Genomic DNA, 25,600 nt, shown 5'->3' on the forward strand with positions numbered 1-25,600 from the left:
TGGTACCCTTCGCGGCGTCGATTGGAGGACGAGCCGACGTGGAAGTAATCGCCGAGTTCACCGTCACCGACCTGGTGGTCCTGGTCACGCTGGCCGGTGGCGTGCTGATGGGATTCACGCAGGGCACCCTGCGCTACGTCCTGAGCTCGGTCGCGGTCCTGGTGGCCTTCGTCGTGGCCAGCCTGCTCAAGGGTCCCATCGCGGACGCGCTCGGGACGGTCTGGCGGGCCTCCACCCCCGCACAGCAGGAGCTGTGGATCTACGTCCTGCTGCTGGCCATCAGCATCATCGGCGGATGGTTCCTGGTGCGCATGTTCTATCGACAGACCCGGCTGCCGATCTATCGCCGCCTGGACGAGATAGGCGGCGCGGTCCTGGGAGTGCTGTTCGTGATCCTGGTCTACAGCGTCACCCTCGTCGCACTGGACACGTACTTCCTGCAGGCGGACCAGGCCGTGGTCGACGCCTCGCCGGGGCTCGGCGCGCTCTACCAGTTCCTGAACGACTCGGTTCTCGTGAGCTGGTTCCGCGACTACGTGATTCCCATCGCCGGGTTCGTGCTGCGCCCGTTCGTCCCCGACGACATCGACCAGTTTCTGGGCTCCTGACCCCGCTGACCGATCGGCGCTGGTTCGATCGTTCGGCACTCGACGTTGCGCCGGAGCTGCTGGGCGCCTTCTTGACGCATGAAACGCCCGAGGGTCGTGTGACGGTGCGTCTGGTCGAGACCGAGGCCTACCTGGGCCCCGAGGACCCGGCCGCGCACTCGGCGCGCGGCCCGACGGCGCGGAATGAGCCGATGTGGGGGCCACCGGGGCACCTGTACGTGTATCGGATCTATGGGATCCACGACTGCGTGAACGTGGTGTGCGGCCCCGGAACCAAGCCCGAGGCCGTGCTCCTGCGCGGGGGCGAGGTCATCGAGGGCGAGGAGCTGGCGCGCCGACGGCGTGGCCCGAAGCCATCCACCGCCCGCCTGGCGGCCGGTCCGGGCAACCTCGGGCGTGCGCTGGGGATCGGTCGTGACCTCAGCGGCGCCGACCTGCTGACCGGGCCCGTGAGCCTCATCATGGGCGCCCCCCCGCCGGCGGTCGCGTCCCGCCCGCGGGTCGGGGTCGGCTACGCCGGCGCCTGGGCCGCGCGCCCGTATCGGTTCGTGATTCCGAATGACCCGCACCTCTCGCGCCGCTGAGCCCGACCCCGCCAGTCTGCGGGCGCTGGAATTCGCGGCCATCACCGAGCAGCTGGCTGCGCGGACCGCGTTCGCGCCCTCGCGCGAGATGGCGGAGGCCACGCTCCCGGTTGGCGATGCGGTCCACGTCGCGTTCCTCCACGACCAGACCGATGAAGCCATGCGTCTGCTTGAGCTCCATGCCGATGCCACGATCGGGGGTGCGCGCGACATCCGGCCCGCCCTGGCCCGCGCCCGGCGCGGTGGACGCCTGGTGCCGGCCGATTTGCTGGACGTTGCCGGCACCCTCCACGCCACCGACCTGTTTCGGCGCCGGCTGACGCGCTGGCCCGGCCCGCAGCTGGCGGGGGTGCGCGAGGATCTCGAGCCGGCGCCTGCCCTGCGCGAGCAGATCGAGCGCAGCATCGATCCAGGCGGGGAGATCCTGGACAGCGCGTCGCCGGCGCTGAAGACGGCGCGGCGCCGGATCCGAGTGGCGCAGGAGCGCCTCCGCGAGCGGCTGAACGCGATGCTCCACTCCCCGGACCTGGCTGGCGCCATCGGCGACGCGATCGTCACCCAGCGGGGCGGCCGGTACGTGATCCCGGTCCGAGCCGAGGCCAAGGGCCGCGTCCCGGGCATCGTCCACGACCAGAGCGCCTCGGCGGCCACCCTGTTCATCGAGCCCCTGGCGGTGGTGGAGCTGAACAACGCCTGGACCGAGGCCACGCTCGAGGCGGCCGAGGAGGAGAAGCGGGTCCTCGAGGCCTTGTCGCGCGAGGTGGAACGCCAGGCCGAGGCCCTATCGACCTCGCTGGCGGGACTGGCGCGGGCCGACCTGTGGCTCGCGCGCGCCCGGCTGGCGGGTGAGATGGACGCCGTGCGGCCGGCCGTGGCGGAGGACGCGGTCGAGCTCCTCTCCGCCCGTCACCCGCTGCTGGGCGCGGAGGCGGTACCCATCGACCTGCGCCTGGGCGAGCGCTTCGGGTATCGGGCGCTGGTCATCACCGGTCCGAACACTGGCGGCAAGACGGTGGCGCTGAAGACCCTGGGTCTGCTGGCTCTCATGCACCAGGCCGGTCTGCGCGTACCGGCGGCGGATGGGGCGCGGCTCCCGGTCTTCGCGCGAATCATGGCCGACATCGGCGACGAACAGAGCATCGCCCAGTCGCTGTCAACCTTCTCCAGCCACCTGCGCAACGTCGTCCGCTTCCTCGAGGTCGCCGGACCGCAGACCCTGGTGCTGCTCGACGAGATCGGCGCCGGCACCGATCCGACCGAGGGCTCGGCGTTGGCCATGGCGGTGCTCACGGTCCTCCTCGAGCGCGGGGCGCTGGTCGCCGCCACCACCCATTACGCCGAGCTGAAGGCCTTCGCCGAGATCCAACCGGGGGTGACGAACGCCGCGGTCGAGTTCGACGTGGCCACGTTGCGCCCCACCTACCACCTGTCGATCGGCCTTCCGGGCGCCTCGCAGGCCTTCGCCATCGCGGAGCGGCTGGGCCTAGCGCCGGACGTCCTGGCCCTAGCGCGTGAGCGGATCTCGTCCACCCACGCGTTGCTGGAGGAGACGCTGGCCGCCATCCGGCGCGCCGAGGCCGAACGCGCCGAGGCGCTGGCCACCGCCTCCGAGGAGCGCCACGCGGCCCGCACCGAGCGGGAGCGGGCCGAAGTGGGGACCGACCGCGCCCGGCGGGAGGCGGCTCGGATCCTGTTGGAGGCGCGGCGCGCGGCCGACTCGCTCCTCGAAGCCGCTGAACGCGAGGTCGCCGAGGCCCGGCGGGGGGCCCGCAGTTCCGATTCCGCGGCCCTGGCCGAACTTGGGGCGCGCACGGCTCGCCGCCGGGCCCGCATCGCCGCCACGCCGGCGCCCGCGGGGCTGGCCGCAGACGAAGCTGCGCTCGAGCCCGGACCCCAACCCCGCGTTGGGCTGTGGGGTCGCAGCCGGACCTTGGGACGGAGCGGGCGGATCGCTGCCATCAGCGGCCGCACCGGGCGAGTCACGTTGGACGCGGATGGCGCTCGTTTGGTGGTCCCCGGCGACGATGTCGAGATCGTGGACGAGCCAGGGGCCGCACCACCCGAGCGTGACCTGGCGGCCGAGGAGCTGGTGCGCCGCGCCGCCGCCGAACTCCCTCCTAGCCTGGACCTGCGAGGTGAGCGCGTCGAGGCCGCCCTGGAGCGGCTGGCGACCCATCTCGACCAGGCACTACTGGCCGGCGCCGACCAGGTCGTCATCATTCACGGGGCTGGAACCGGAGCGCTGCGACGCGCCATCCGCGAGTACCTGGCCGACCATCCGCGGGTCCGCACCCAGCGGCGTGGACGGCGCGAGGAAGGCGGAGACGGAGCGACGGTCGGGGAGCTCTAGCCGCCTAGGGAGTCGGCTCGGGAGTAGGCGTCGGCTCCGGGGTAGGCGTCGGCTCCGGGGTAGGCGTCGGCTCCGGGGTAGGCGTCGGCCGCGGGGTCGGGGTGGACGTAGGCACCGCGCCTGGGGTGCACTCTTCGGCCGGCGCCAACGGGGCGTCCAGCGACCCGAGCGGCGCCCGTGGCGGCTCCTCGCGACCATACCACCGCTTGATCCACGCCAGGTTGGAGGCTTCCCAGATGGCGTGGTGATCGTCCCATCCGACCAGGTCGAGGTATACCCGGAGGCCAGGCGGGGCAGGCGTCGGCTCCGGGATCGGCTCGCCGGACGGGACAGGCGCAGCGGTGGGCCCGGGAGTCGCGGGGACGTAGTCACCACAGCCGGCCTGCCAGATCTTCCCGGTCGCGGCCTCGACGGCCAGCTCGCGGTGCGCATCGTCGGTAGCCAGGCTCGGGCCGGCAGCCATGAAGATCTCGCCCATGGTCGTGGTCGTGAATTCGCCGGGCGCCTGACCGGTCATGGCGTCGATCGTCCGATCCACGATCCCCTCGGGTCGGACGAAGTCGCGCACCGGGAGGGCGTTGAGAGCCGTGACCTCGGTCATGTAGTCGTGCCAGATGAACGTGGGGCCATCGGCCGCGAACACGGAGTCGATGGACGTGAAGTCGCTGTTCCCGACCCACACGCCGGTGATGAGCGCTCCCTCGTCGAGCTCCGGGTCGGGATCGGCGGCCAGGTAGCCGAAGGCCTGCAGGTCGCGGAAGTCGGTGGTGGTGCCGGTCTTGAGGGTGGCCGGCCGGCGGCCGGCATCGGTCAGGAGCTGGAAGCGCGGGCCCCACAACGCGTTCTGCGCCGGATCGGTGTTGTCGGCCAGGATGTCGCTGACCAGGTATGCCGCCTGGGGCGAGATGGCCTGAACCGGGTCGGGGCCGTCGGTGGCCCGGTCGTACAGGACGTTGCCGTCGCGGTCCACGATGCGCTCGATCAGGTACGGCTCGCGGTAGATCCCGCCGTTGGCCAGCGTGCCATAGGCGGCGGCCAGATCAATCATTCGCACTCCGATCGTGCCCAGGGTCAGCGACGCGACGTTCGGGTCCTGGGCCGGGTCCCACTCGAGGCCCAGCCGCTCGGCCTGGTCCACGACCTGCGCGGTCCCGATCAGCTGCTGGGCCTTGGTGACCGGGATGTTGAGCGAGAACTTCAGCGCATCGCGGACCCGAACCGGGCCCCGCTCGCCCAGGTCCGCGTCGCGGACCGGGTAGCCGGGCACGATCTCGGTCGAGACGTCCATGAACATCGTGGCCGGGGTGATGGTCCCGGTCTCGAACCCGGTCGCGTAGGTGACGGGTTTGAATGCCGATCCGGACTGGCGGAAGGCCTGGCCCACGACGTCGAACTGGGGCTGGTGGATGGGGGTGGCCTCCCCGTCGAAGTTAGCGCTTCCCACGTAGGCCACCACCGCTCCGGTCCGGTAGTTGAGGGTGACGATGGCGTCGTTGCCGATGTTCCGGCCCTGGAGCTGGTTGATCCAGTTCATGGCATCGGCGCCGTAGCGGGCCGCCAGCTCTTCATCGGTCAACCGATCCATGTCGTAAGCCACCTGCGCCCACTTCTCGGCGGTCACCTGGTAGCCGTCGTAGTCGAGTGTGGTCTCGATCCGCAACCCGCCGCGGTCGATGATGTCCTCCGCGCCCAGCAGCTCGGCCACCTCGCGTCGGGTGGCGTACACGAAATGGGGAGCCAGGAACTCGGGCGTCTCGGGGACGATGACGTAGACCGGCTGGCGCACGATGGCGTCGCGCTGGAAATCGGTCAGGTAGCCGAGCTCGACCATGTCGTCCAGGACGCCGTACCGAATCAGGACCGGCTCCGCGTCGTCGGGAACTTCCAGGACACCGGGGATCTCCAGTCCTTCGGCGTCCATGGCCTGCCGCCCGTACTGGGTGGGGTCGAGGTCCGACGGGGCGCGCAGCAGGCCCGCCAGCAGCGCCGCTTCGCCCGGGGTCACGTTGTGCTCGGGCGCTGGATCGGTGAAGTCCTTGCCGAAATAGCGGTCCACGGCGGCCCAGATCCCGTAGCCGTTGTTGCCGTAGTACATCTCGTTGAGGAAGAACTCCATGATCTGGGCCTTTCCCTCCTCGCCCGGGTAGGCTGCATCCAGTCGGAGGGCGAGCATGGCCTCCTTGATCTTCCGTTCGAGCTGGCGTCCGGGATCGGCCATCAGCTCAGGCGGCAGGAGCACGCTGCGGACGAGTTGCTGGCAGATGGTCGAGGCTCCGGATATGACCTCGCCGGCGGACACGTTCTGGAGCAGGGCACGCACGATGGCTCGCGGATCGACACACGGGTTGTCCCAGAACGTATGGTCCTCGGCCGACACGGTGGCCTCGACCAGGACGGTCGGGATCTCGTCAAAGCCCACGACCCGGCGGTTGGTGGCGGCGAATGTCGCCAGCTCACGGCCATCGGCGGAGACGACGAGCGAACCCTCGTCGGGGGTGTAGTCCTCGAGGGCGGTGACGTCGGGGAGTGAGCCGGCGTACGCGGTGTACAGGAACACCGCGCTGAGCACGATGCCCACCCCGAGCACCGCAAAGGTGGCGAGGATCACGGCGGGCAATGGCTGAACGCGCATCCGGGGCGCGGCGCCGGTCCGCGCGGGCGATCCGTAGCCCGCCGGCGGCGGAGGTGACAAGGTCACGGCCGCGAACTCTAGCAGAGCGGCCCGAAGGGTGCCGTCCGGCGCTCGGGGGCGCGTACCATCGGGGCATGGATCGCGTCGGCGCCATCGAGGACCTCCTGACCCGCCGCGTGGCCCAGGTGGTCGAGAGCGAGGCGCTCCGGACGCTCCTCGCCGGGGCCCGCCCCCTGCGGGTGAAGCTGGGCTTCGATCCCACCAGCCCGGACCTGCACATCGGTCATGGCGTCGTTCTCGAGCGGCTGCGCGCGTTCCAGGACCTGGGACACACGGCGGTGCTCGTGGTGGGGGACACCACGGCCCAGATCGGGGATCCGTCGGAGCGCAACACGACCCGCCCCATCCTGTCGGCGGACGAGGTCCGGGCCAACGCCGAGACCTACCTGGCCCAGTTCCACCGCGTCGTGGACGAGGCCAGGACCGAAGTTCGCTGGCAGTCCGAGTGGTTCGACACGTTCGGCCTGCGCGAGGTATTCGCGCTCATGAGCCGGTTCACGCTGGCCCGCATGATCGAGCGCGACACCTTCGCCAAACGCCTGGCCGAGGGCGCGCCGGTGTCGATGCACGAGACCCTGTACCCGCTGCTCCAGGCCTACGACTCGGTCGCGGTCCAGGCCGACGTCGAGCTGGGCGGCACCGACCAGACCTTCAACCTGCTGGTCGGCCGCGACGTGCAGCGCGACTTCGGCCAGGACCCCCAGCAGATCCTGACCTGCGAGCTGCTGGTCGGCATCGACGGGGTGGCGAAGATGAGCAAGTCGCTGGGCAACGCGATTGGCTTGACCGATCCGCCGTACGAGCAATACGCCCGCACCATGAGCATCCCCGACAGCCTGCTTCCGAACTGGGCGCGCCTGGTCACGCGCTGGACCGATGCCGAAGCCGAAACCTTCCTGGCCGATCTGTCCGCGGATCGCATCCATCCCAAGGCGGCGAAGCAGCAGCTGGCGCGCGAGATCGTGTCCCGCTGGCACGCCGAACAGGCGGCGGCCGAGGCAGAGGACCGCTGGGAGCAGGAAGTGAGTGGTGGGCAGGTCGTGTCCGAGATGGAGGAGACGACAGTGACGATCCCCCTGGCCGGGATCAGCCTTCCCGACCTGCTGGTCGCCGCCGGTCTCGCGTCGTCACGGAGCGTGGGGCGCCGCCTTGTCCGGCAGGGCGGGGTGCGGGTGGACGGGGAAGTCCAGACCGATGAGCTGCGGATGTTCGCGGCCGGGACGGACCACGAGGTTCGGGTTGGGAAGCGCCAGGCCGCGCGAGTGCGCCTGACCTGACTGCGCCCAGACGGGTGCGGGGTGGTTAGTGACGCTCTCCGGCGGCGACCTTGGACTGGTGCTCGGCGATCACCTTGTCGGCAATCGTGTGCGGGACCTCGGCGTAGTGATCCAGCTTCTGGGAGAAGCGGCCGCGACCCTGGGTGATGCTCCGCAGCTCAGTGGCGTAATGGAACATCTCGGCCTGCGGCACCTGGGCGCGCAGGTACTGGGTCCCGTCGGCGGAGTCCATGCCCAGCACGTGCCCGCGCTTGGCGGTGATCTGTCCCATCACGTCGCCCATGTACTCGTCAGGGACGATGACCTCGACCTCGAGGACCGGCTCCAGGAGAGCCGGGTCCGCATCGGTGAATGCCTTCTTGAGGGCTTGCGAGGCCGCGATCTTGAACGCCATCTCGGACGAGTCGACGGTGTGATACGAGCCGTCCACCAGGGTGGCCTTGAGGTCGACGACCGGGTAGCCGGCCAGAACCCCCTCGGCCATGGACTCACGGAGGCCCTTTTCGACGGCCGGGATGTACTGCTTGGGCACCGCCCCGCCCACGATCCGATCACCGAACACGAACCCTTCGCCGGCCTCGTTGGGCTCGAACTCGATGACCACGTGCCCAAATTGGCCGTGGCCACCGGTTTGGCGCTTGAATCGGTTGTCGATCTTGGCCGGGCGCCGGATGGTCTCGCGGTACGGCACGCGCGGGGCCACCACCTTCACCGCCGCGCCGAACTTGCGCTTCAACCGATCCACGATGACATCGACGTGGGCGTCTCCCATGGCGGTCAGGATGGTCTGGGACGTTGCCGCCTCACGGTGGACCCGCATGCACGGTTCCTCCTCGAGCATCCGGTTGAGGGCCTGTCCCAGCTTGTCGAGGTCGGCCTTGGACTCAGGTTCCACCGCGACCTGGAGAGTCGGCTCGGGGAACGTGAAGGCCGGCAGCTGGACCGCCTCGGAACGTTCCGCCACCAGCGTGTCGCCGGCATGGGTCGAGGCCAGCTTGGCGACGGCGGCAATGTCGCCGGGGCCGACCTGGGGCAGGTTGACCTGCTCCTTTCCCTGGAGGGCCAGCAGGTTGCCGAACCGCTCGTCCTCACGCCGGGTGGCGTTGTGGAGGTGGCCCTGGGCTTTGAGGGCGCCGGAGACGACCCGGAAGTAGGTCAGGCGGCCCACGAACGGGTCTGCGGTGACCTTGAACACCTGAGCGACGAACGGGCCCGCCGGATCGGGCTCGATGAGCGTGCCGTCGGTGGTGGTGCGAGCCCCGACCTCGGCCGCCGACGGCACGTGGCGGGCGATCATCCGGATCAGCTCGCGGACCCCGATGTTGCGAAGGGCCGACCCCACGAACACGGGCACCACCGACCCGTCCCGCGTGCCGGTATGGAGGGCCGTCTCGATCTCCGCATCCGAGATCACCTCGCCCTCCAGGTACTTGAGCATGAGATCGTCCGATGCTTCGGCCGCGGCCTCGATGAGGGCCTGGCGGCGGGACTCCTCGGCCGCACGCATGTCGTCCGGGATGGGCACCTCCTTCGGCTCCCCGTTGTCGTAGATCGAGGCGTGCTGCTCCACGACGTCGATGTAGCCGCGGAACGACTCCGCGGCGCCGATGGGCAGGTAGACCGGCGCGATCTTGGGGCCGAAGGCCGTCTTCAGCTGGTCCAGGGTGGCGTCGTAGTTGGCGTTCTCGCGGTCCATCTTGTTGACGAACACCATGCGCGGCAGGCGCCGCGCATCGGCCAGCCGCCAGACCGCATCCGTCCCGACCTCTACCCCGGCCGATGCGTCAACGACCACGATGGCGGCATCCACGGCTGCCAGAGCCTGGACGACATCGGCCTGGAAGTCGGCGTAGCCGGGGGTGTCGACCAGGGTGATGCGGGCGCCCTCGGCCTCGAACGTGCCGATGCCCAGGTTGATGGAATGGTGCCGGCGCTGCTCGTCGGGCTCCCAGTCCAGGGCGGCGGTGCCGGCTTCGACCGATCCGAGGCGGGGGATGGCTCCGGCGTCGAAGAGCATGGCCTCGGCGAGGCTGGTCTTGCCTGCGCCACCATGGGCGATGAGGGCGACGTTCCGGATCCGATCGGGCGTGGTCGGCTTCATGCGGCTCCTCGGGCGGGGACGGCCATTATAGGGAGCGGCAGGTTCAGCGGCCGCGGAGCTCCAGCCCAAGCCGGATGTAGAAAACGGGGGCCAGGATCACCCCGGTGAGTGCCGCTGGGACGGCCACCAACAGGTTGGTCGGGACCAGGACGATCAGGCGCGCCAGGTAGACGACCACCAGCATCACACCCAGCAGAAAGCCCAGGTTGGACACCCGGCGTGAGAGGGCCCGGCTGCGTCGGGCCTCGGCCGCCAGGACAAGCAGCCCGAGGCCGGAGACACCGAAGGTGAGAAGGCCTCGAGGGTCAACCGGGCTGGGTAGCCCGGCGTCGGTGATGACGTCGGCGGCGGGTGGGTTGAGGACGTTCGCCAGGTCGTACCCGCCATGCGCTACCGCGCCGAACGCCCCCATCAGAGCCAGGGCCAGGCCGATCAGGGCAATGCCATGGCTGACGGCGCTGACCCGGCGGTAAACGGCCACCAGCACGACAAGGCTGAGCACGCCGCCCAGCGCGAGGGCGATCGAGGCCACCAGCATGCCGAGCGCGGGGTTCGCGCCCAGGACGACCCCGCCCAGGAACGCGACAGCGTAGACGACCCCGCCGATCCCGGCCGCGATGGCGGCCAGCCCCGCCCAGTGCTCGAAGTTCGAGTCGGCGCCACGATCGGCGGAGGGCCGGGTCACTCCGGGAGCATACAATCCGACGCGTATGTCGGGACATAGCAAGTGGTCTCAAATCAAGCGGCAGAAGGGGGCCAACGACGCCAAGCGCGGGGCGCTGTTCACCAAGTTGACCCGCGAGATCATCACCGCCGCGCGCCAGGGCGGATCCGATCAGGAAGCCAATTACCGGCTCCGGATGGCGGTCGACAAGGCACGGGCCAACTCCATGCCCGTGGACAACATCAAGCGCGCCATCGAACGAGCCACCGGGTCAGGGGCCGATGCCGAGCAATACGAGGAGATCACGTACGAGGGCCTGGGCCCCGCGAACGTCGCGGTCGTCGTGGCCGCCATGACGGACAACAGGAACCGGACCGCCGCCGCGGTCCGGGCCATCTTCACCCGGTCCGGTGGCTCCTTCACCCCCGTGTCGTGGCAGTTCGAGCACCGCGGGGTCCTGTCGGTTCCGCTCAAGGGAAGCGACCCGGACGAGGTGTCGCTGGCGGCCATCGATGCGGGGGCAGTCGACGTGGGCTCGCCGGAGGGAGGCGCCATCCTGGTCGTGACCGAGCCGGGTGCCCTGGAGCGTGTGCGGAGCGCCCTGACCGATGCCGGGTTCGCGCCCGACACCGCCGAGGTGTCGCTGGAGCCGACGACCAGGGTTGAGATCGCCGATGAGCGCGCCGCTCGCCAGGTCCTGGAATTCGTCGAGCACCTCGAGGACCTTGACGATGTCCAGACCGTCTATGCCAACTTCGACATTCCCGACGCCCTGATGGAGCAGCTCGAGGCATCGGTCGTCGGAGGATGATCGCGCTCGGAATCGATCCCGGATCCGCGGCCTGCGGATTCGGGGTGGTCGCGTCCGATGGGTCGAACCTGCGATTCGTGGATGCCGGCACGGTGCGCACGGACCCCGCACGACCCGAGGCCGCGCGCCTGGCGGAGCTCGAGGCGGCCCTGGACCGGCTGGTGGCCGAGCACCACCCCGACCGGGTGGCGGTCGAGCGCCTCTACTTTCAGCGCAACGTGCGGACCGCCATGGCCGTGGGCCAGGCGCGCGGGGTGGCGCTGCTGGTCGCCGCGCGGCACGGACTGGCGGTGAGTGAACCCACCCCCAACGAGGTGAAGCTGGCCGTGTGCGGCAACGGGGCGGCGGACAAGCGGCAGGTGGCGGTCATGGTGGGCCGTCTGCTGGGGATGGAGCTCAGCGGGGCGTCGGATGACGCCACCGACGCGCTGGCGGTGGCCATCGGGGCGCTCTACCCGCGGAGCACCGCGTGATCGGGTCGCTCCGTGGTCCGGTTGGGCACATCGGGCTGGACCACGTGATCATCGACATCGGAGGGGTCGGTTACCGGGTGGTGGTGTCGCCGGAGCTGATCGGGCGCGTGCGCATCGGCTCCGAAACCAGCCTGTTCATTCATCACCTGGTCCGCGACGACGCCCAGGCCCTGTTCGGATTCGCCAAGCCGGAGGAGCTGGCCTTCTTCGAGCTGCTGATGACGGTGACCGGGGTCGGGCCGCGCCTGGCGCTGGCCATCACTAGCGCCCACCCGGTGACGCGCCTGCAGATGGCGATCGTGACCGACGACCTCGACGTCCTGACCTCCGTGTCCGGGGTCGGGCGCAAGACCGCCCAACGCATCGTGTTGGAGCTCCAGGAGAAGATTCACGCTGCCGGGATCGCGGTGGGGCCGGGCGCGTCGGCCGATTCGGACGTGGTGGCCGCCCTGGAGTCGCTGGGCTACACCGCCTCCGAGGCACGGCGCGCAGCGGGCAGCGTGGTCGGGGTCGAGGGCGGGCTGGACGAGCGGATCCGGGCCGCGCTCCAGGAGCTGGCCCGATCCCGGTGACGTTCGCCGATCCGGAGACCATCGAACGCGTTCTGCGCGAGACCCACACCTGGGCCGTGGTGGGCCTGTCCTCGAACCCGCTACGGCCGAGCCATGGCGTGGCGCGGACCTTGATGGACCACGGCTACCGCATGATCCCGGTCAACCCCCACGAGACCGAGGTCCACGGCCAGACGGCCTACGCCGACCTATTTTCCGCCCAGGCCGATGCGGTCGCGGCCGGCCAGCCGATCGACGTCGTTGACATCTTCCGCAACTCGGCGTTTGCGGGGATCCACGTCGACGAGGCGATCGAGATCGGGGCCAAGGCGGTATGGATGCAGCTGGGGGTCATCGACGAGGCGGCCGCCGAGCGGGCGCACGCGGCGAGGTTGTGGGTCGTGATGGACCGATGCCCGGCGATCGAGCTGCCGCGGCTCAGTCTCGGCGCATGACCAGGTCGATCCGCCCGATCGGCGGCGGGGGATCGGCGTAGGTCTTCACCTTCGGGTCGTCCGGGCTGAGGACGCCCGGATCCCAGGTCCGGTTCTGCGCGTCGAAGCTGACCTCCGCCAGCTGGGTCCAGCGTTCGAGCATGCGGCCGCCGATTTCATGGACCAGGTGCTGGATCGACAGGCTCACGAACTGGTGGAAGACCGACGCCGCCAGGTCCGCCACTTGTTCGCCGGCAACGTAGCGTTCCGGGCTGGCCGCCAGGGCGTCGGCGGGGTCGACATACCGCCAGCCAACGTCCATCCACGTGAACAGAGCGCGGTCCGGCCGCTCGGGCAGGGTCGTGTGCTCGTCACGGGCAAAATCGGCGAACGAGGACCCGGTGATCTTGATGAGCTGGAGCCCTTCACGCCCGCAGGCGTGATCGGTCGGGCGCACGCCGCCGTCATCGGTCAGCTCCAGGTCCAGGCGCGCGGTCGAGCGATCGTTGCGATCCCGGGCGAACAGGACCTCGGAGGCGACGAAGCCATCGTCGTCGGCCGGGACCAGGGACGCGGAGTAGGGCAGCTCCGTGCCGAGCATGGAGATGCGCTCCATGTGGGGGTAGTGGTCAAGGAACGCGCGGCCCACGTGGTCGAGCCAACCCTCGAGCGTGGCCGCCGGGTTGGAGGCCGAGGTGGCGTGGATGAAGTTCTTCATCGTGTCGGTCGCCACCACCAGCCGGTTGTCGCCCTCGGTGTATGACTCGAGGAATCCCTGGCCCTGGACCTGGATCTCGATCTCGGCCGCCATGAGCGTGTTGTCGCGGCCGGTGAACGGCGACTCGGGGATGGGCGTCACCCCCACCAGCGGCGTGCCATACGTGCGGTAGACGCTGACTCCGGCCTTGCCGTAGCCGATCTCGTACTTCATGCGCCCTCCGGTCCGGGGGAGCGGAACCACTGGAGCCGATCGGCGGCGATGGCGAGCGAGTCGTCCAGGGCGCGACGGATCTCGACGTCGCGTTCGCGCTTGAGCGCGGCGCGTAGCTCGGGGGGCAGGTCCGCCCGCGGCCGTCCTGCGACGTAGACCAGGTAGCGGAATCCGAACCGCGCTTCGTAAGCGTCGTTCAGGCGAGCCAGCTCCGTGTCCACGCGGTTCGCCTTGGCGCCCTGCTCGCGTCTCGAGGCGGACGAGAGGCTGTCCCGCGAGCCCAGTCGCGGATGCGCGTTGATGAGCTCCACCTGCTCCGTCTCGGTCATGCGATGCGCGATGCGCGCAGCCGCCTCGAGCATCATGCCGTCCGATTTGAACGGGCGCGCACCCGCCAACCAGGCGGCGAAGCGAGGGGCGGGCCCGAACAGAAGCGCGATCGCATCGGCAAAGTCTCGGCTGGGGAGCCGGTTCAGGTCGGTCAGTGATGGGAAGCCGGTGGCCTCAGCCGCGCGCAAGCCGATACTCCTGGTCGCGCTCGCCGGCGCTCAGCTGCCGCGGTAGACCGTGGCGCCGAAGGGCGCCAGGAGGAGCGGGACGTGGTAGCTGCGACCGGCATCGGTCACCCGGAGGGCCACCGCGATGCCCTGCAGGAAGGCGTCATCCTCCCGGTACCCGGCCAGGTCGAACAGGAGCTGGTAGTCGCCCGTTGTCAGCTCGCCCCCGATCAGGTCCGCGATCCGGCCATCCGCATCGGTCTCGCTTTCATTGAGGGCCTCGAACTCGTCGTCCTCCCCGCGCCGAAAGAGGACCACGCTGATCCCAGGCGCGGGCACTCCCGTCTCGAGGTCCAGCACGTGGGTCGAGATGGTAGGGCGCGGCGAGCGCTGAGGGCGGTTGGGGCGATTCGGCCGTCGAGCGGCCACGCTATCCTCCCTGGCGTGGGTGACCTGCAGATCCGGGTCGGCGATCTCCACTTTAGCGCCCGATGGGAGGACGCCGCGCCGCGCACACGCGAGGCGTTGCGCCCATGGCTGCCCATCCAGTCCCAGCTGATCCACTGCCGCTGGAGCGGGGAAGGGACCTGGATCCCGTTCGGCGACCGCCGGCCCGGGGTGGGTTACGAGAACCACACCGCGCACCCAGCTCCCGGGCAGCTGCTCATCTATACCGGCGAGCTGTCCGAGTGCGAGATCCTGTTCCCGTACGGGGCCTGCTCGTTCAGCAGCAAGCTGGGCCCGCTGGCGGGGAACCATTTTGCGACCGTCGTTACCGGGGCGGAGCAGCTAACGGAATTAGGCCGCCGCGTCCTGTGGGAGGGCGCCCAGGACATCGAGATCACCGAAGGACCGGATTGACCGATCTCGTCGTCACCGAAGGCACGGTCGTAACGGCCGAAGGCTCAGTCCTGGCCGATGTCGGCGTGACACAAGGGCGTATCACCGCCGTCGGTCCCAATCTCCCGCGCGACCCGGCGACCGAGACGATCGACGCAACCGGGCTTCTCGTCCTACCTGGCTGCGTTGACGTCCACACCCACACTCGGCTGCCTACGGGCGCGGAACCGGACCGGTTCTACCAGGACAGCGTGGCAGCCGCATCCGGTGGCACGACCACGTTCCTGGCCTTCAACAATCCCGGCACCGGGATCTCCGACGAGGGGTCGCTTTCGCTTCTTGCCGGCCTCCGTGAGTTCCGTGCCCGGACCGAGGGTGAGTCGGCAGTCGACTTTGGCCTGAGTGCGGTCATCACCGGCCAGCAGGACGACCCCATCGCCGAGCTTCCTGAGCTCATCGCCTCCGGCGTCTCCACGGCCAAGGCCTTCATGGTCTACGACTTCCGGCTGACCGATGAGCGCCTCTTCGCGGCGCTGCAGGCCATGGGCCGCCACGGCGGGATGCTCCAGGTCCACTGCGAGAACGCCATCATCATCGACGCGCTCACGGCCGAGGCCCTGGCCCACGGGAACGTCGCCGGCCGCCACCACGCCCTCACGCGCCCGACGTACGCCGAGGCGGAGGCGACCCACCGCGCCATCGCCCTGGCTCGGGCCGCGGACGCATCGGTCTACATCGTTCATCTGTCCTGTGCCGATGCGCTGGCCGAGGTCGTCACCGCCAAGGCGCGCGGGTGGCCGGTGTACGCCGAGACGTGCCCCCACTACCTGACCCTGACCGATGACCGATATGCCCCGCCCGACGAAGCCGAGGTCATCAAGTCCGTCATCTCACCGCCCCTCCGCACGGATGCCGATCGTCAGTCGCTGTGGCTGGGCCTGGCCCGCGGGGGGCTGGACGTGGTGGCCACCGATCACGTGCCGGACCGGCTGGCCGTCGAGAAGCGCGTGCCGGCCCCGCCGTTTCCGCAGATCAGCAACGGGGCGCCGGGCATCGAGACGCTGCTGTCGGTCGTCTACTCCGAGGGCGTGTCTCGTGGCCTGATCAGCGTCGAGCGCATGGTGGATCTGTTGGCGACAACCCCGGCTCGCCTCTTCGGCCTACCTACGAAGGGCGCCATCGAGGTCGGCCGCGATGCTGACCTGGTGCTGTTCGACCCAAAGGCTACTCGCAGGATCCGGCAGTCCGAACTCCATCACACCAGCGACTTCACCCCGTACGAAGGTATGGTGGTTGCGGGTGCCGTCGTCCAGACGCTCGTTCGCGGTCGGCGTGCCGGTGCACGGATCGGCGTGTTCGTGGAACGACGGCTGGCCTAGGCGGCAAGACGGATGGCCCGAAAGGGCCCTTGCGTCCGGTACCGGGTCACGCGCTAGGGTAGGCACCCATGGCGAGCCCGCGTGACGCCTACAAGGTCCTGCAGATCGATCCCTCGGCATTGCCGGAGGTTGTCGAGGCCGCTTACCGCGCGCTGGCGCGGCTGCGCCACCCAGACCGGAACGACCTGTCCGGTGCCAGCGAGGCGATGGCGGATCTGAACTGGGCGTATTCCACCCTGCGCGACCCGGAGCGGCGGATCCAGTACGACGAGACCCGAACGGCTGCTGTCACGGTGAACGCGCCGGAGGGTTCGCTGCGCGACCGGATGGAAGCGGCACGCGGCGGAGGTTCCCAGGGCGTGAACTCCGAGGCCCCCATCGTCCTCGATTTCGGACGGTATTCGGGGATGTCCCTGCTCGAGGTTGCCCGCGTGGACCCCGCGTACCTCGCGTGGCTCAAGCGCCGACCGCACGCGGCGCGGTACCGGCAGCAGATCGAAGAGCTGACCGCCAGGCTGCACGCGCGCTAGCGGAGCCGGCCATAGGCGGGGATGGTCAGGAATTCGGTGAAGGTGTCGGATAGGACGAGCTCGTCGAGGAGTGCGGCGGCATCGGTCCAGCGGAAGTCCGGCATGCTGGATTGGAGCCGGCCGAGCTCGTCGTCCCGGATCGTGGTGTAGCGATCGGCCGACATCGGCTCGCCGTCCTCCAGGGCGACCTTGTGGACGCGCCACTGCCACAGCTGTGAGCGGCTGATCTCGGCGGTTGCCGCGTCCTCCATCAGGTCGTTGATGGCGGCCGCGCCGTTGCCGGCCAGCCACGAGGCGAGGTACTGGAGCGCCACGCTGACATTGGTGCGGACGCCGGCCTCGGTCGCGCGGCCGCCCGCCACCTCGACGTTCAGCAGCTCCGCCGCCGTCACGATGGCCTCCGGCAGCTTGTCTTTCTGGTTCGTGCGCTCCCCAAGGACCTCATCAAAGATCTCGCGCGCCACGGGGACCAGGTCCGGATGGGCGACCCATGTCCCGTCCGACCCGTCGCCGGACTCGCGCCGCTTGTCGACTCGCACCTGCTCCAGCGCATTCGCTGTCACCTCGGGCTCGCGCCGGTTGGGGATGAACGCGCTCATGCCGCCGATCGCATGCGCCCCGCGCCGGTGGCATGTCTGCACCAGCAGTTGCTGGTAGGCGCGCATGAACGGGACGGCCATGGTCACCTGGGCTCGATCGGGGAGCACCATGTCCGGCCGCGACCGGAACTTCTTGATCAGGCTGAAGATGTAATCCCACCGGCCGGCATTGAGCCCGGCGGCGTGCTCACGCAGCTCGTACAGGATCTCCTCCATCTCGAACGCGGCCAGGACGGTCTCGATCAGGACCGTGGCCCGGATGCTCCCGCGCGGGACGTCCAGCGCGGTCTGCGCCGCGACGAACACGTCGTTCCATAGCTGGGCCTCGAGGTGGGACTCGAGCTTGGGGAGATAGAAGTAGGGCCCGCTTCCCCGGTGCAGCTGCTCCCGGGCGTTGTGGAAGAAGACCATCCCGAAGTCGAACAGGCTGGCGGAGATGGGGGAGCCGTCGACCAGGACGTGCGCCTCGTCCAGGTGCCAGCCGCGAGGCCGGATGACCAGGGTGGCGATATGCTCGGCGAGGGCATACGCCTTCTCCGCGCTCTGGAAAGTGAGCTCGCGGCGAACTGCGGACGCCACGGCCCACTGGCCGGTCACGACGTTGTCCCAGGTGGGGGACAGGGCGTCCTCGAAGTCGGCCATGAATACCTTCGCGCCGCTGTTGAGGGCGTTGATCATCATCTTGGGCTCGACCGGGCCGGTGATCTCCACCCGACGGTCTTCAAGGTCGGCCGGAGCGGGCGCCACCCGCCAGTCGGGGTCCTCACGGACATGAGCCGTGTTGGGCAGGAAGTCCGGCAGCTCGCCGGTATCGAACCGAGCCTGCCGCTCGGATCGGTCCCCGAGAAGCCGCAGGCGACGGGCATTGAAAGACCGATGCAGGCTGGCCACGAAGATCAGGGCCTCCGCTGTCAACACCTCGTCCGTGTGCGGGTTTGATAGACCGATGACCTCAACGCCGGCCGGGAGTGTCGCTTTCTCGCTCACTTGCTGTTCCTCCCGTACGACAGCGGCTTGATGGGGCGCCCGGCGGCGGAGTCCTCGATGAGGAACGTCAGGCGGCGTTCGCGAGTTGCTTCCTGCTTGGCTGAGAGGACCCAGAAAGCTGCCTGTCGACGGTAGCCGGGCGCCTGCGCCTGCCAGTATGTCCAGGCCGTGGGCTCGGCTTTGATCCGGGCTTCGAGCCGGGGAGGGAGCTGCTGCCGGAGCGGGTTGTCCCGCATGTACGGCATGTCCTTGCTTTGGTCCCGCTCCTCGAACGCCAGCCGCCCGGCGGGATGCATGCGGCCGGCCTTCGTCAATTCGGCGACCGTGGCGATGTTATTCGCGCTCCAGCTGCTGCCTTTGCGGCGCGGTGTGAACCGGTTGGTGTGCACCTCGTCATCGATCCGATAGCCGATCCCGTCGATCCACCCAAAGCACAGGCCCTCCTCGACCGCCTCCGGATAGGTCATCGCCGTCTTGCCAACTCCCCTGCGGTAGTAGCCCACCCACAGCTCGCCGACCGACGCGTGGTTGGCCTCCAACCACGCCCGAAACTCCTCCTGGGTGGGGAAGATGGCCACCTCACGGGACGCCGGCCTATTCACGTTTGTGGAGCGCGCCGTACCATACGCGCGATTGTCGACCAGGAGACGAACGCCGGCATGCCCCTCTATCTTGACACTCACGACCACATTCCCGGTCTGACTGGGGAAGCCGTGGCGCAGGCCCACGCGCGTGACCTCGAGGTCGGCCCGAAGTACGCCGTGTCGTACCTGCGCTACTGGTACGACGAAGCGACGGGCAAGGTGTTCTGCCTGGTCGACGCGCCCAGCGCCCAGGCCGCCGAGGACGTCCATCGTGAGGCGCACGGACTGCTGGCGGACCGCATCCAGGAGGTCCAGGAGGGGGTCTAGCTCACCCGGCTGGCGTCCGCCAGCACGACCTCCAACGAAAGACGACGGCCCGCCGCTCGCACGCCGGTGAGGGGTCCGCGCCCCAGCTCACCCTCCAACGCCGCCAGAACCTGATCCCGCTCTGCAGCATCCGCCGGAGGCAGCGACGCACCGATCGCCTCACGCTGCGCATCGGCGAAGCCCATGAGCCGCGCCGCCCACTCGGGTTGCGAAGCGGCGGCAACCCGAGCCAACCGGTCGCAGGCGGTGGCCAGCCCACCACGGTCTCCCAGCTGACGTCGCTGCTCGATGCTGGACCGATAGAGCCGCTCCGCCTCGGCCAGATTCCCCTCTACCGCGGCGATGTCGCCCAGGAACATCTCCGTCCGGGCCACGCCCCGGCCGTCACCGAAACGACTGAAGATGTCGAGAGCCTCCGCGTGACGAGCTCGGGCCTCGGCCGTGTCGCCGTCCTGCAGGCTGAAGGTCGCGGCTCGACCGAGCGCCAAAGCGACGCCCATGAAGTCTCCCTCAGCCCGGAAGGTCGCAATGCTCTGGTCGGACAGCTGGCGTGCCTCGTCACCGTCTCCCTGGCGAGCAGCCACGTCGGCCAGGTTCAACAGGCCGAACGCAGCTCCCCGGGTGTCCCGCGTGCCGCGGAGGATCGCAATCGACTCTTCGTATAACTCGCGGGCCCGGCCGTAATCTCCGCGCTCGACGGAGACGTTGGCCAGGTTGCTTCCGGCATACGCGATGCCGTTCTGATTCCCAAGCTGGCGTTGGGTATCCAGGGCGCCCTGATGGGCCTCGATGGCAGCGGGCAGGTCGCCCTGCTGAGCGGCCAGGCTGCCAAGACCGGTCAGCGCGTTGGCTCGCAGCTCCGAGATCTCGCCATCCGTCCGGGCCAGGGCCCGTGCCAGCCAGCTCCGAGCTTCGACCAGGTGTCCGCCGATCTCCCAGTAACGCCACAAGTTGCCCGCCAGGCGCAGTTCGGCGCCGGCTCCATCTGGGTCATCGTCGCTCCACTGGAGCGCTGCGCGCAGGTTCTCGTGCTCGATCGCCAGCTGGTCGACCGCCGGTCCGGCGGCCGGTCCGGCGAACAGGGTCGGCGCGATGCGCTCCACCAGCTCGAGCATGAAGGCCTGGTGTCGAGCACGGACCGCCCCGGTCGGGTCATCCTCGATGAGCCGCTCCTGGGCATATTGCCGAACGGTCTCCAGAAGCCGATACCGGGCCTCGGCCGCGCCTTCCTCGGCGACCACCAGCGAGCGGTCGATCAGCCGGCTGAGAAGGTCCAACACGTCGGCGCGCTCGACGATGTCGTTGGCGCATACCGCCTCGGCTGCGTCCAACCCGAAGCTGCCGACGAACACCGACAGACGCATGAGCAGGGCCCGTTCTGCATCGGTCAGCAGGTCGAAGCTCCAGTCCATGGCTGCTTTGAGCGTGCGATGCCGGGGCAGTGCCATCCGGCTGCCGCCGGTCAGCAGCCGGAATCGATCATCCAGCCGGGCCGCGATCTGTTCTGGCGGCAACGACTTGACGCGCGCCGCGGCCAGTTCGATGGCGAGCGGGATGCCGTCCAGTCGCCGGCAGATCTGAACCACGGCCGCCGCGTTCCGCTCGTTGAGAACGAATGCGGGTTGGACTGCCCTGGCGCGATCCACGAACAGGCGAACCGCCTCTGACTCGGCGAGCATGGTGACTGATGCGTCGCCCGGCTTGGGCAGATCCATGGAGGGAACCGGGTAGAGGCTCTCGCCGCGGATGCCCAGCGCTTCGCGGCTGGTGGCCAACACCCGGAGGTTCCGGCACGCGCGGAGGAGCGCGTCGATGACCTCCGCGGCGGGCTCGAGCACGTGCTCGCAGTCGTCAAAGACGAGGAGCTGGCGGCGAGACTCCAGGTGCTGGGCGAGGGTGGTCAGGATGGAGACGCCCGGCTGTTCCTTGACGCGCAGCGTCGCTGCCACGGTCTCCGGAACCAGCGATCCATCGCCCAGCACGGCCAGTTCGATCACCCAAGCGCCATCCGGGAAGAGGTCCATCGCTTGCGCGGCCACTTCCAGCGCCAGACGGGTCTTCCCGACGCCACCCGGGCCGGTGAGCGTGAGCAGAGGGGTCGTCGTCAGCCGTTGGCTGGCCTCGGCCAGCGATTCGGCGCGGCCGACGAAGCTGGACAACTGACGTGGCAGGTTGTTCGGCCAGTTGTCGAGCGAGCGCAACGGCGGAAACTCGGACGGAAGGTCCGTGGCGCTGGCCTGGAAGACCCGCTCCGGATGGGGCAGGTCCTTGAGCCGATGCTCGCCAAGGTCGCGCAGGAGCGCGCCGCCCGGTGTCTCGCCGCGAAGTAGGTCGTGGGTGGTGAGCGAAAGCAGGATCTGGCCGCCATGGCCGGCCGCGCAGATGCGCGACGCTCGATGCACGTCGAGGCCGACCAGCATGGCGTCGGAGCTCACCGGCTCCCCGGTGTGGATCCCGATCCGCGCCTCGAGGTTGGCACCGGCGTGCCACGCGTGGTCGCGGAACGATCGCTGGGCGGCGAGAGCGGCCGACACCGCACCCCGCGCCGAGGGGAATGAGAAGAAGAGCCCGTCACCGGCCGTGTCCACCAGGGCACCCCGTTCAACTTCGGCGGCGGTGCTCATCAGCCGGCGATAGTCGCGCAGCACGGCCCCGTAGTCGTCGCCGAGCTCGGCCAGCATCCGGGTGGAACCGGCGATGTCCACGAACAGCAGGGTGACGGTGGCGCCGCGCGGACTTTCGGTCACCAGCCGCCTTCCTCGCGGATCAAGCGGCGGAGGACGCGTCCCGCCACCAGGCGGCGGTAGTTCGCCGTGGAGCGGACGTCGTCGATGGGCTGGATTTCGGCTTCCAGGGCGGTCACCGCCGCGTCGGCCGCGGCACGCACCGGCTGCTGCCCGTCGAGGGCGGCCTCCGTGGCTCCAGCCCGGACCGGAGTGGCCGCCACGGAGCCCAGCGCGACGCGCGTGTCGATCCAGGCCCCGTCCTCGCCGGTGTGCCACGACACGGCCATGACGACCTTGCTGATCGCCTGTGCGCGCCGCGTCCCCACCTTCCGGAACCGGACGCGGCGGCGTGGGAGCAGCGGCACGCGAACCCGCAGAACCAGCTCGTCGTCGCGACGGGCGGTCTCCCGATACCCGGTGAAGAAGTCCAGCGCCGCCACGGAACGTTCGCCGCCGGCACTCCCCAGAACGACCAGCGAGTCGGTTGCCAGCCAGATGGGCAGCGTATCGCCGGCAGGCGAGGCATTGACCAGGTTCCCGCCGACGGTGCCACGGTTCTGGATCTGGGCCGCCCCAATGGTGGCCGATGCCTCGGCCAGGGCCGGTAGCAGCTCACCCACCAGGGCCGATTGACGCAGCTCGGTGTACGTCGTCAGGGCACCAATGACCAGCTCGTCGCCCCCCAGGTTGATCCCACGCAGCTCGTCCAATGCCCAGATATCGAGGACTCGCTCCGGCGGGGGACCGAGCTCGCCCGTGATCTGGACCAGCAGATCGGTTCCTCCAGCCAGCGGGCGCCAGGCCGCCCCGCCGTCGGTCAGCAGGCCATAGGCGTCAGCCAGCGATCTCGGGCTCTCGACAGGAGGCTCCGCCGGCATCGGTCAGGCCTGGGCCTCCGCCGTCCCCGACCGACGGGCATCGGCCAGGACGATGGCGTCGATGATCTTCGTGTACCCGGTGCACCGGCACAGGTTGCCGGCAATCGCCTCCCGCACGGCCTCCTCGGTAGCCTCCATCCCGCTGGCCAGGAACGCCTCCCCAGCCATGAGCATGCCGGGAGTGCAGATCCCGCACTGGGCGCCACCGGTCTCCAGGAACGCGGCCTGCAGCAGATTCAGGGCACCGGCCGCGGCCAGGCCCTCCACCGTGTCCACCCGCGCACCTTCGACCTGGCATACCGGCACCAGGCAGGAATCCACGACCTCACCGTCGATCAGCACCGAGCACGCTCCGCACTCGCCCTCGCCGCACCCCTCCTTGGTGCCGGTCAGGCCCAGGTCCTCGCGCAGGACGTCCAGCAGGCGCCGCATGCCCGGCGACTCGACCTGGGTGGCGATCCCGTTCACGGTCAGCCGATACGTCATGCCGGGCGCTCCGCGCTGATCCCCGGCGGTCCGGGGGCGGGCGAGCCCGTCAACGCCGCCAGCACGCGCTCGGGAGTGGCCGGCAGGTCGCAGATCCAGGATCCGGTCGCGTCGTGGATGGCCGCCACCACCGCGGGCGCCACCACGTCCATGGGCAGCTCGCCCACGCCCTTGGCCCCGTGCGGCGCGCCGCTGTACGGATGCTCGAGCAGGATGGAGGTGATGCGCGGCGCATCCATGGCGGTGGGAATGAGATACGTCGCCAGCCGGTCGTTGAGGTAGCGGCCGTCGACCAGCTTCAGCTCCTCGATGGTCGCGTACCCGACCGCCTGCAGCGAGCCGCCCTCGACCTGGCCCTCGGCCATGACCTGGTGGATGACGTGGCCGATCTCGTCGGCGCTCACCACGTCGCGCACCGTCACCTCCCCGGTGTCCAGGTCGACCTCCACCTCGGCCACCGCACAGGCCCAGCCGAAGCACGGGTAGGCGTCCCCGGTGTAGGTCGCGTCGTCGAACGTGACCCCCGGGTAGGGCTGGAACTGCTCGTCCACCCGCAGGTTTCCGTGTTCGGCCGCGAAGGACCGATAGGTGTCGGCAAAGGATCCCCCGGCAGCCTCCTCGACCTGGGCGCGCATTCGCTGGGCGGCTTTGATCAGCAGGCCTCCGACCACCATCGCCGTCCGGGACGCCACGGTGGGGCCCGAGTCGGGAACGATGGAGGTGTCCTGGGGCGCGATCTCGACCTCGTCGGGGCTGATCTCCAGCGCTTCCCCGACCAGCTGCGGGAAGATCGTCTTCGTCCCCTGACCCATTTCGGTCGAGGCGGTCAGGATCCGGATCCTCCCGTCCGCCGTCAGCTCCAGCGACGCGACGCTGGCTAGATGCACCTCGCCCGAGCCGGTGAAGCCGGCGCCGTGCCAGGCCAGGGCGATCCCGATGCCGCGCGCCGAATGCGCGTCGTCGGAGCGCTGAGCGCGCGCCTTTCTTGTATGTGCCGCGACTCCCTCGTACTCGCTGGCCTGGGCCGCCGCCTCCAGCACCTCCAGCCCGGCCACGCTCTCGCGCAGCACCTGCCCGGTGGGCGTCACGCCGCCCTCCCGGTACACCCATTTGCGGCGCAGGGCGAGCGGCGAGAGGTCCAGGCGCTCCGCGATCCGGTTGACCTGGGTCTCGGCCGCAAACTCGGTCTGCGGCGCACCGAAGCCGCGGAACGCCCCGTTCGGAGGCGTGTTGGTGGCCATGGCGCGGCCGCGGATTCGGACGTTGGGGCACTCGTACGGCCCGCCGGCGTGGATCGTGCCGCGGCTGAGCACGACCGGGGTCAGGGTCACGTACGCGCCGCCGTCCATGACGACCTCGATGTCCTGGGCCACCAGCTCCCCGTCACGGGTCACCCCGGTCCGGTGCCGGACCCACGCCGGATGGCGTTTGGTGGTGGCGCTGATGTCCTCGTGGCGGTCGTAGATCATCCTGACCGGCTTGCCCACCCGCTGGGCCAGCAGGGCGGCGTGGAGGGCAATGATCGAGGGGTACTCCTCCTTGCCGCCGAAACCCCCGCCCGTCTCGGCCTGGATGACCACGGCCTTGGCATCGGTCAGGTTCAGAGCCCGCTTGAGTGCGCTGTGGATGTAATACGGGCACTGCATCGAGCCGTGGACCTCGATCCCGCCGTCGGGGCGGGGGACGGCGATCATGGCCTGGTTCTCAATGTACAGCTGCTCCTGGTGGCCGACCCGGTAATCACCCTCGACCACGATGTCGGCGGCGGCCAGCCCAGCCTCGATGTTGCCCTTCGTCAGCTCGAAATGGGCGAACTCACGTGTTGAGAGCAGCGGGTCGAAGATGGCCGGCAGGCGCTCGGTGCGGAGCGTGACGTGACGCTTCGCCACGCGCAGCAGATCACGGTCCGGCGCGGCCAGCAAGCACACCGGCTCGGCCTGGTGCTGGATCTCGCCGCCGACCGGGACGAGCACCGGCTGGTCATCCTTGATCAGGGCCACGACGTTCTCGCCGGGGATGTCCGCCGCGGTCACGACCACCACCTTGGACCAGTCGAAGTCCGGGTCAAGATCGATTCCCAGCAGGCGCGCGTGGGGCTCGGTGGAGCGGACGGTGGCCCCGTACCAGGCTCCCGGAAAGACCAGGTCGTCGGCGTACTGGGCCAGCCCGGTCAGCTTCTCGGGGCCTTCGCGGCGCAGGGGAAGAGCCGGACGAGTACGCCCGGGGGCGATGGTCCCGGGTGCCAGGAGGAGCGGCGTCTCGGGAAGCGTCGGGGTGCTCACGGCGGCATG

The 25,600-nt window shown here is 69.7% G+C and carries 24 protein-coding genes; 12 read left to right on the plus strand and 12 right to left on the minus strand.

From position 1 onward, the window contains the following. Positions 1-38: 38 nt before the first annotated feature. Genes AABM41_04760 through AABM41_04770 form a run of 3 tightly spaced genes read left to right on the plus strand, consistent with a single transcriptional unit; the run spans position 39 to position 3,542 of the window. A complete protein-coding gene (locus AABM41_04760; protein ID MEK6191622.1) occupies positions 39-608 on the plus strand; it encodes a CvpA family protein in 570 nt (189 codons plus the stop codon). 59 nt (positions 609-667) lie between these two features. Continuing rightward, on the plus strand, positions 668-1,192 hold the full coding sequence (locus AABM41_04765; GenBank protein ID MEK6191623.1) for a DNA-3-methyladenine glycosylase: 525 nt from the start codon (positions 668-670) through the stop codon (positions 1,190-1,192). Then, on the plus strand, positions 1,167-3,542 hold the full coding sequence (locus AABM41_04770; protein MEK6191624.1) for an endonuclease MutS2: 2,376 nt from the start codon (positions 1,167-1,169) through the stop codon (positions 3,540-3,542). Before AABM41_04765 ends, AABM41_04770 begins: the two co-directional genes overlap by 26 nt. A gap of 4 nt (positions 3,543-3,546) precedes the next feature. Here the strand turns inward: AABM41_04770 and AABM41_04775 are convergent, their stop codons facing one another. After that, positions 3,547-6,240, minus strand: a complete 2,694-nt coding sequence (locus AABM41_04775; GenBank protein ID MEK6191625.1) for a transglycosylase domain-containing protein — start codon at positions 6,238-6,240, stop codon at positions 3,547-3,549. 68 nt (positions 6,241-6,308) lie between these two features. Between AABM41_04775 and tyrS the strand changes: the two genes are divergently transcribed. Then, positions 6,309-7,511: a tyrosine--tRNA ligase gene (gene tyrS / locus AABM41_04780; GenBank protein MEK6191626.1), complete on the plus strand. Its 1,203-nt coding sequence runs from the start codon at positions 6,309-6,311 to the stop codon at positions 7,509-7,511. A 25-nt stretch (positions 7,512-7,536) separates the two neighbouring features. On the opposite strand, the gene fusA is transcribed toward tyrS, so the two are convergent. Both fusA and AABM41_04790 read right to left on the minus strand, forming a co-directional pair. Then, on the minus strand, positions 7,537-9,612 hold the full coding sequence (gene fusA / locus AABM41_04785; protein MEK6191627.1) for an elongation factor G: 2,076 nt from the start codon (positions 9,610-9,612) through the stop codon (positions 7,537-7,539). A 43-nt stretch (positions 9,613-9,655) separates the two neighbouring features. Continuing rightward, on the minus strand, positions 9,656-10,297 hold the full coding sequence (locus AABM41_04790; protein MEK6191628.1) for a hypothetical protein: 642 nt from the start codon (positions 10,295-10,297) through the stop codon (positions 9,656-9,658). Positions 10,298-10,322: 25 nt separating this feature from the next. Here AABM41_04790 and AABM41_04795 point away from each other — a divergent pair, with 25 nt between their 5' ends. Genes AABM41_04795 through AABM41_04810 form a run of 4 tightly spaced genes read left to right on the plus strand, consistent with a single transcriptional unit; the run spans position 10,323 to position 12,566 of the window. Beyond that, complete coding sequence (locus AABM41_04795) at positions 10,323-11,087, plus strand: YebC/PmpR family DNA-binding transcriptional regulator (GenBank protein ID MEK6191629.1); 765 nt, start codon at positions 10,323-10,325, stop codon at positions 11,085-11,087. Continuing rightward, positions 11,084-11,560, plus strand: coding sequence for a crossover junction endodeoxyribonuclease RuvC (ruvC, locus tag AABM41_04800; GenBank protein ID MEK6191630.1), 477 nt, complete (start codon positions 11,084-11,086; stop codon positions 11,558-11,560). The genes AABM41_04795 and ruvC overlap by 4 nt, the downstream gene beginning before the upstream one ends. Then, entirely contained in the window at positions 11,557-12,132 is a 576-nt protein-coding gene (gene ruvA, locus AABM41_04805) for a Holliday junction branch migration protein RuvA (GenBank protein ID MEK6191631.1), read from the plus strand. Before ruvC ends, ruvA begins: the two co-directional genes overlap by 4 nt. Then, complete coding sequence (locus AABM41_04810) at positions 12,123-12,566, plus strand: CoA-binding protein (GenBank protein MEK6191632.1); 444 nt, start codon at positions 12,123-12,125, stop codon at positions 12,564-12,566. Before ruvA ends, AABM41_04810 begins: the two co-directional genes overlap by 10 nt. On the opposite strand, the gene pucL is transcribed toward AABM41_04810, so the two are convergent. From pucL to uraH, 3 genes are read right to left on the minus strand one after another with little or no spacing between them, the layout of a single operon-like run. Next, the gene (gene pucL / locus AABM41_04815; GenBank protein ID MEK6191633.1) at positions 12,550-13,476 is read right to left on the minus strand and encodes a factor-independent urate hydroxylase; all 927 of its coding nucleotides are present in this window, start codon (positions 13,474-13,476) and stop codon (positions 12,550-12,552) included. The genes AABM41_04810 and pucL overlap by 17 nt on opposite strands. After that, a complete protein-coding gene (locus AABM41_04820) occupies positions 13,473-13,994 on the minus strand; it encodes a 2-oxo-4-hydroxy-4-carboxy-5-ureidoimidazoline decarboxylase (GenBank protein MEK6191634.1) in 522 nt (173 codons plus the stop codon). The genes pucL and AABM41_04820 overlap by 4 nt, the downstream gene beginning before the upstream one ends. Before the next feature lie 30 nt (positions 13,995-14,024). Continuing rightward, positions 14,025-14,402: a hydroxyisourate hydrolase gene (gene uraH / locus AABM41_04825; GenBank protein ID MEK6191635.1), complete on the minus strand. Its 378-nt coding sequence runs from the start codon at positions 14,400-14,402 to the stop codon at positions 14,025-14,027. A gap of 15 nt (positions 14,403-14,417) precedes the next feature. Between uraH and AABM41_04830 the strand changes: the two genes are divergently transcribed. The 3 genes from AABM41_04830 (at position 14,418) to AABM41_04840 (ending at position 16,722) form a co-directional block, all read left to right on the plus strand. Beyond that, positions 14,418-14,834: a DUF3830 family protein gene (locus tag AABM41_04830; GenBank protein ID MEK6191636.1), complete on the plus strand. Its 417-nt coding sequence runs from the start codon at positions 14,418-14,420 to the stop codon at positions 14,832-14,834. Next, positions 14,831-16,192, plus strand: a complete 1,362-nt coding sequence (hydA, locus tag AABM41_04835) for a dihydropyrimidinase (protein ID MEK6191637.1) — start codon at positions 14,831-14,833, stop codon at positions 16,190-16,192. The genes AABM41_04830 and hydA overlap by 4 nt, the downstream gene beginning before the upstream one ends. Before the next feature lie 68 nt (positions 16,193-16,260). Continuing rightward, entirely contained in the window at positions 16,261-16,722 is a 462-nt protein-coding gene (locus AABM41_04840) for a DnaJ domain-containing protein (protein ID MEK6191638.1), read from the plus strand. On the opposite strand, the gene aceB is transcribed toward AABM41_04840, so the two are convergent. Both aceB and AABM41_04850 read right to left on the minus strand, forming a co-directional pair. Beyond that, complete coding sequence (gene aceB / locus AABM41_04845) at positions 16,719-18,269, minus strand: malate synthase A (protein ID MEK6191639.1); 1,551 nt, start codon at positions 18,267-18,269, stop codon at positions 16,719-16,721. The two genes, AABM41_04840 and aceB, sit on opposite strands and share 4 nt — an antisense overlap. 35 nt (positions 18,270-18,304) lie before the next feature. Further along, the gene (locus AABM41_04850) at positions 18,305-18,910 is read right to left on the minus strand and encodes a YdeI/OmpD-associated family protein (GenBank protein MEK6191640.1); all 606 of its coding nucleotides are present in this window, start codon (positions 18,908-18,910) and stop codon (positions 18,305-18,307) included. A 57-nt stretch (positions 18,911-18,967) separates the two neighbouring features. On the opposite strand from AABM41_04850, the gene AABM41_04855 reads away from it, so the two are divergent. Then, positions 18,968-19,219 (plus strand): DUF4242 domain-containing protein, encoded by a 252-nt coding sequence (locus AABM41_04855; GenBank protein ID MEK6191641.1) that lies wholly within the window; start codon positions 18,968-18,970, stop codon positions 19,217-19,219. On the opposite strand, the gene AABM41_04860 is transcribed toward AABM41_04855, so the two are convergent. Genes AABM41_04860 through AABM41_04875 form a run of 4 tightly spaced genes read right to left on the minus strand, consistent with a single transcriptional unit; the run spans position 19,216 to position 25,591 of the window. Beyond that, positions 19,216-21,966, minus strand: coding sequence for a tetratricopeptide repeat protein (locus AABM41_04860; protein MEK6191642.1), 2,751 nt, complete (start codon positions 21,964-21,966; stop codon positions 19,216-19,218). The two genes, AABM41_04855 and AABM41_04860, sit on opposite strands and share 4 nt — an antisense overlap. Further along, positions 21,963-22,823, minus strand: coding sequence for a xanthine dehydrogenase family protein subunit M (locus AABM41_04865; GenBank protein ID MEK6191643.1), 861 nt, complete (start codon positions 22,821-22,823; stop codon positions 21,963-21,965). Before AABM41_04865 ends, AABM41_04860 begins: the two co-directional genes overlap by 4 nt. Before the next feature lie 3 nt (positions 22,824-22,826). After that, positions 22,827-23,309, minus strand: coding sequence for a (2Fe-2S)-binding protein (locus tag AABM41_04870; protein MEK6191644.1), 483 nt, complete (start codon positions 23,307-23,309; stop codon positions 22,827-22,829). Next, positions 23,306-25,591 carry a xanthine dehydrogenase family protein molybdopterin-binding subunit gene (locus AABM41_04875; protein MEK6191645.1) on the minus strand — a complete coding sequence of 762 codons (2,286 nt, stop codon included), beginning with the start codon at positions 25,589-25,591 and terminating at the stop codon, positions 23,306-23,308. The genes AABM41_04870 and AABM41_04875 overlap by 4 nt, the downstream gene beginning before the upstream one ends. Positions 25,592-25,600 lie beyond the last annotated feature (9 nt).

It is taken from the genome of Chloroflexota bacterium (assembly GCA_038040195.1).
Classification (GTDB): domain Bacteria; phylum Chloroflexota; class Limnocylindria; order QHBO01; family QHBO01; genus DASTEQ01.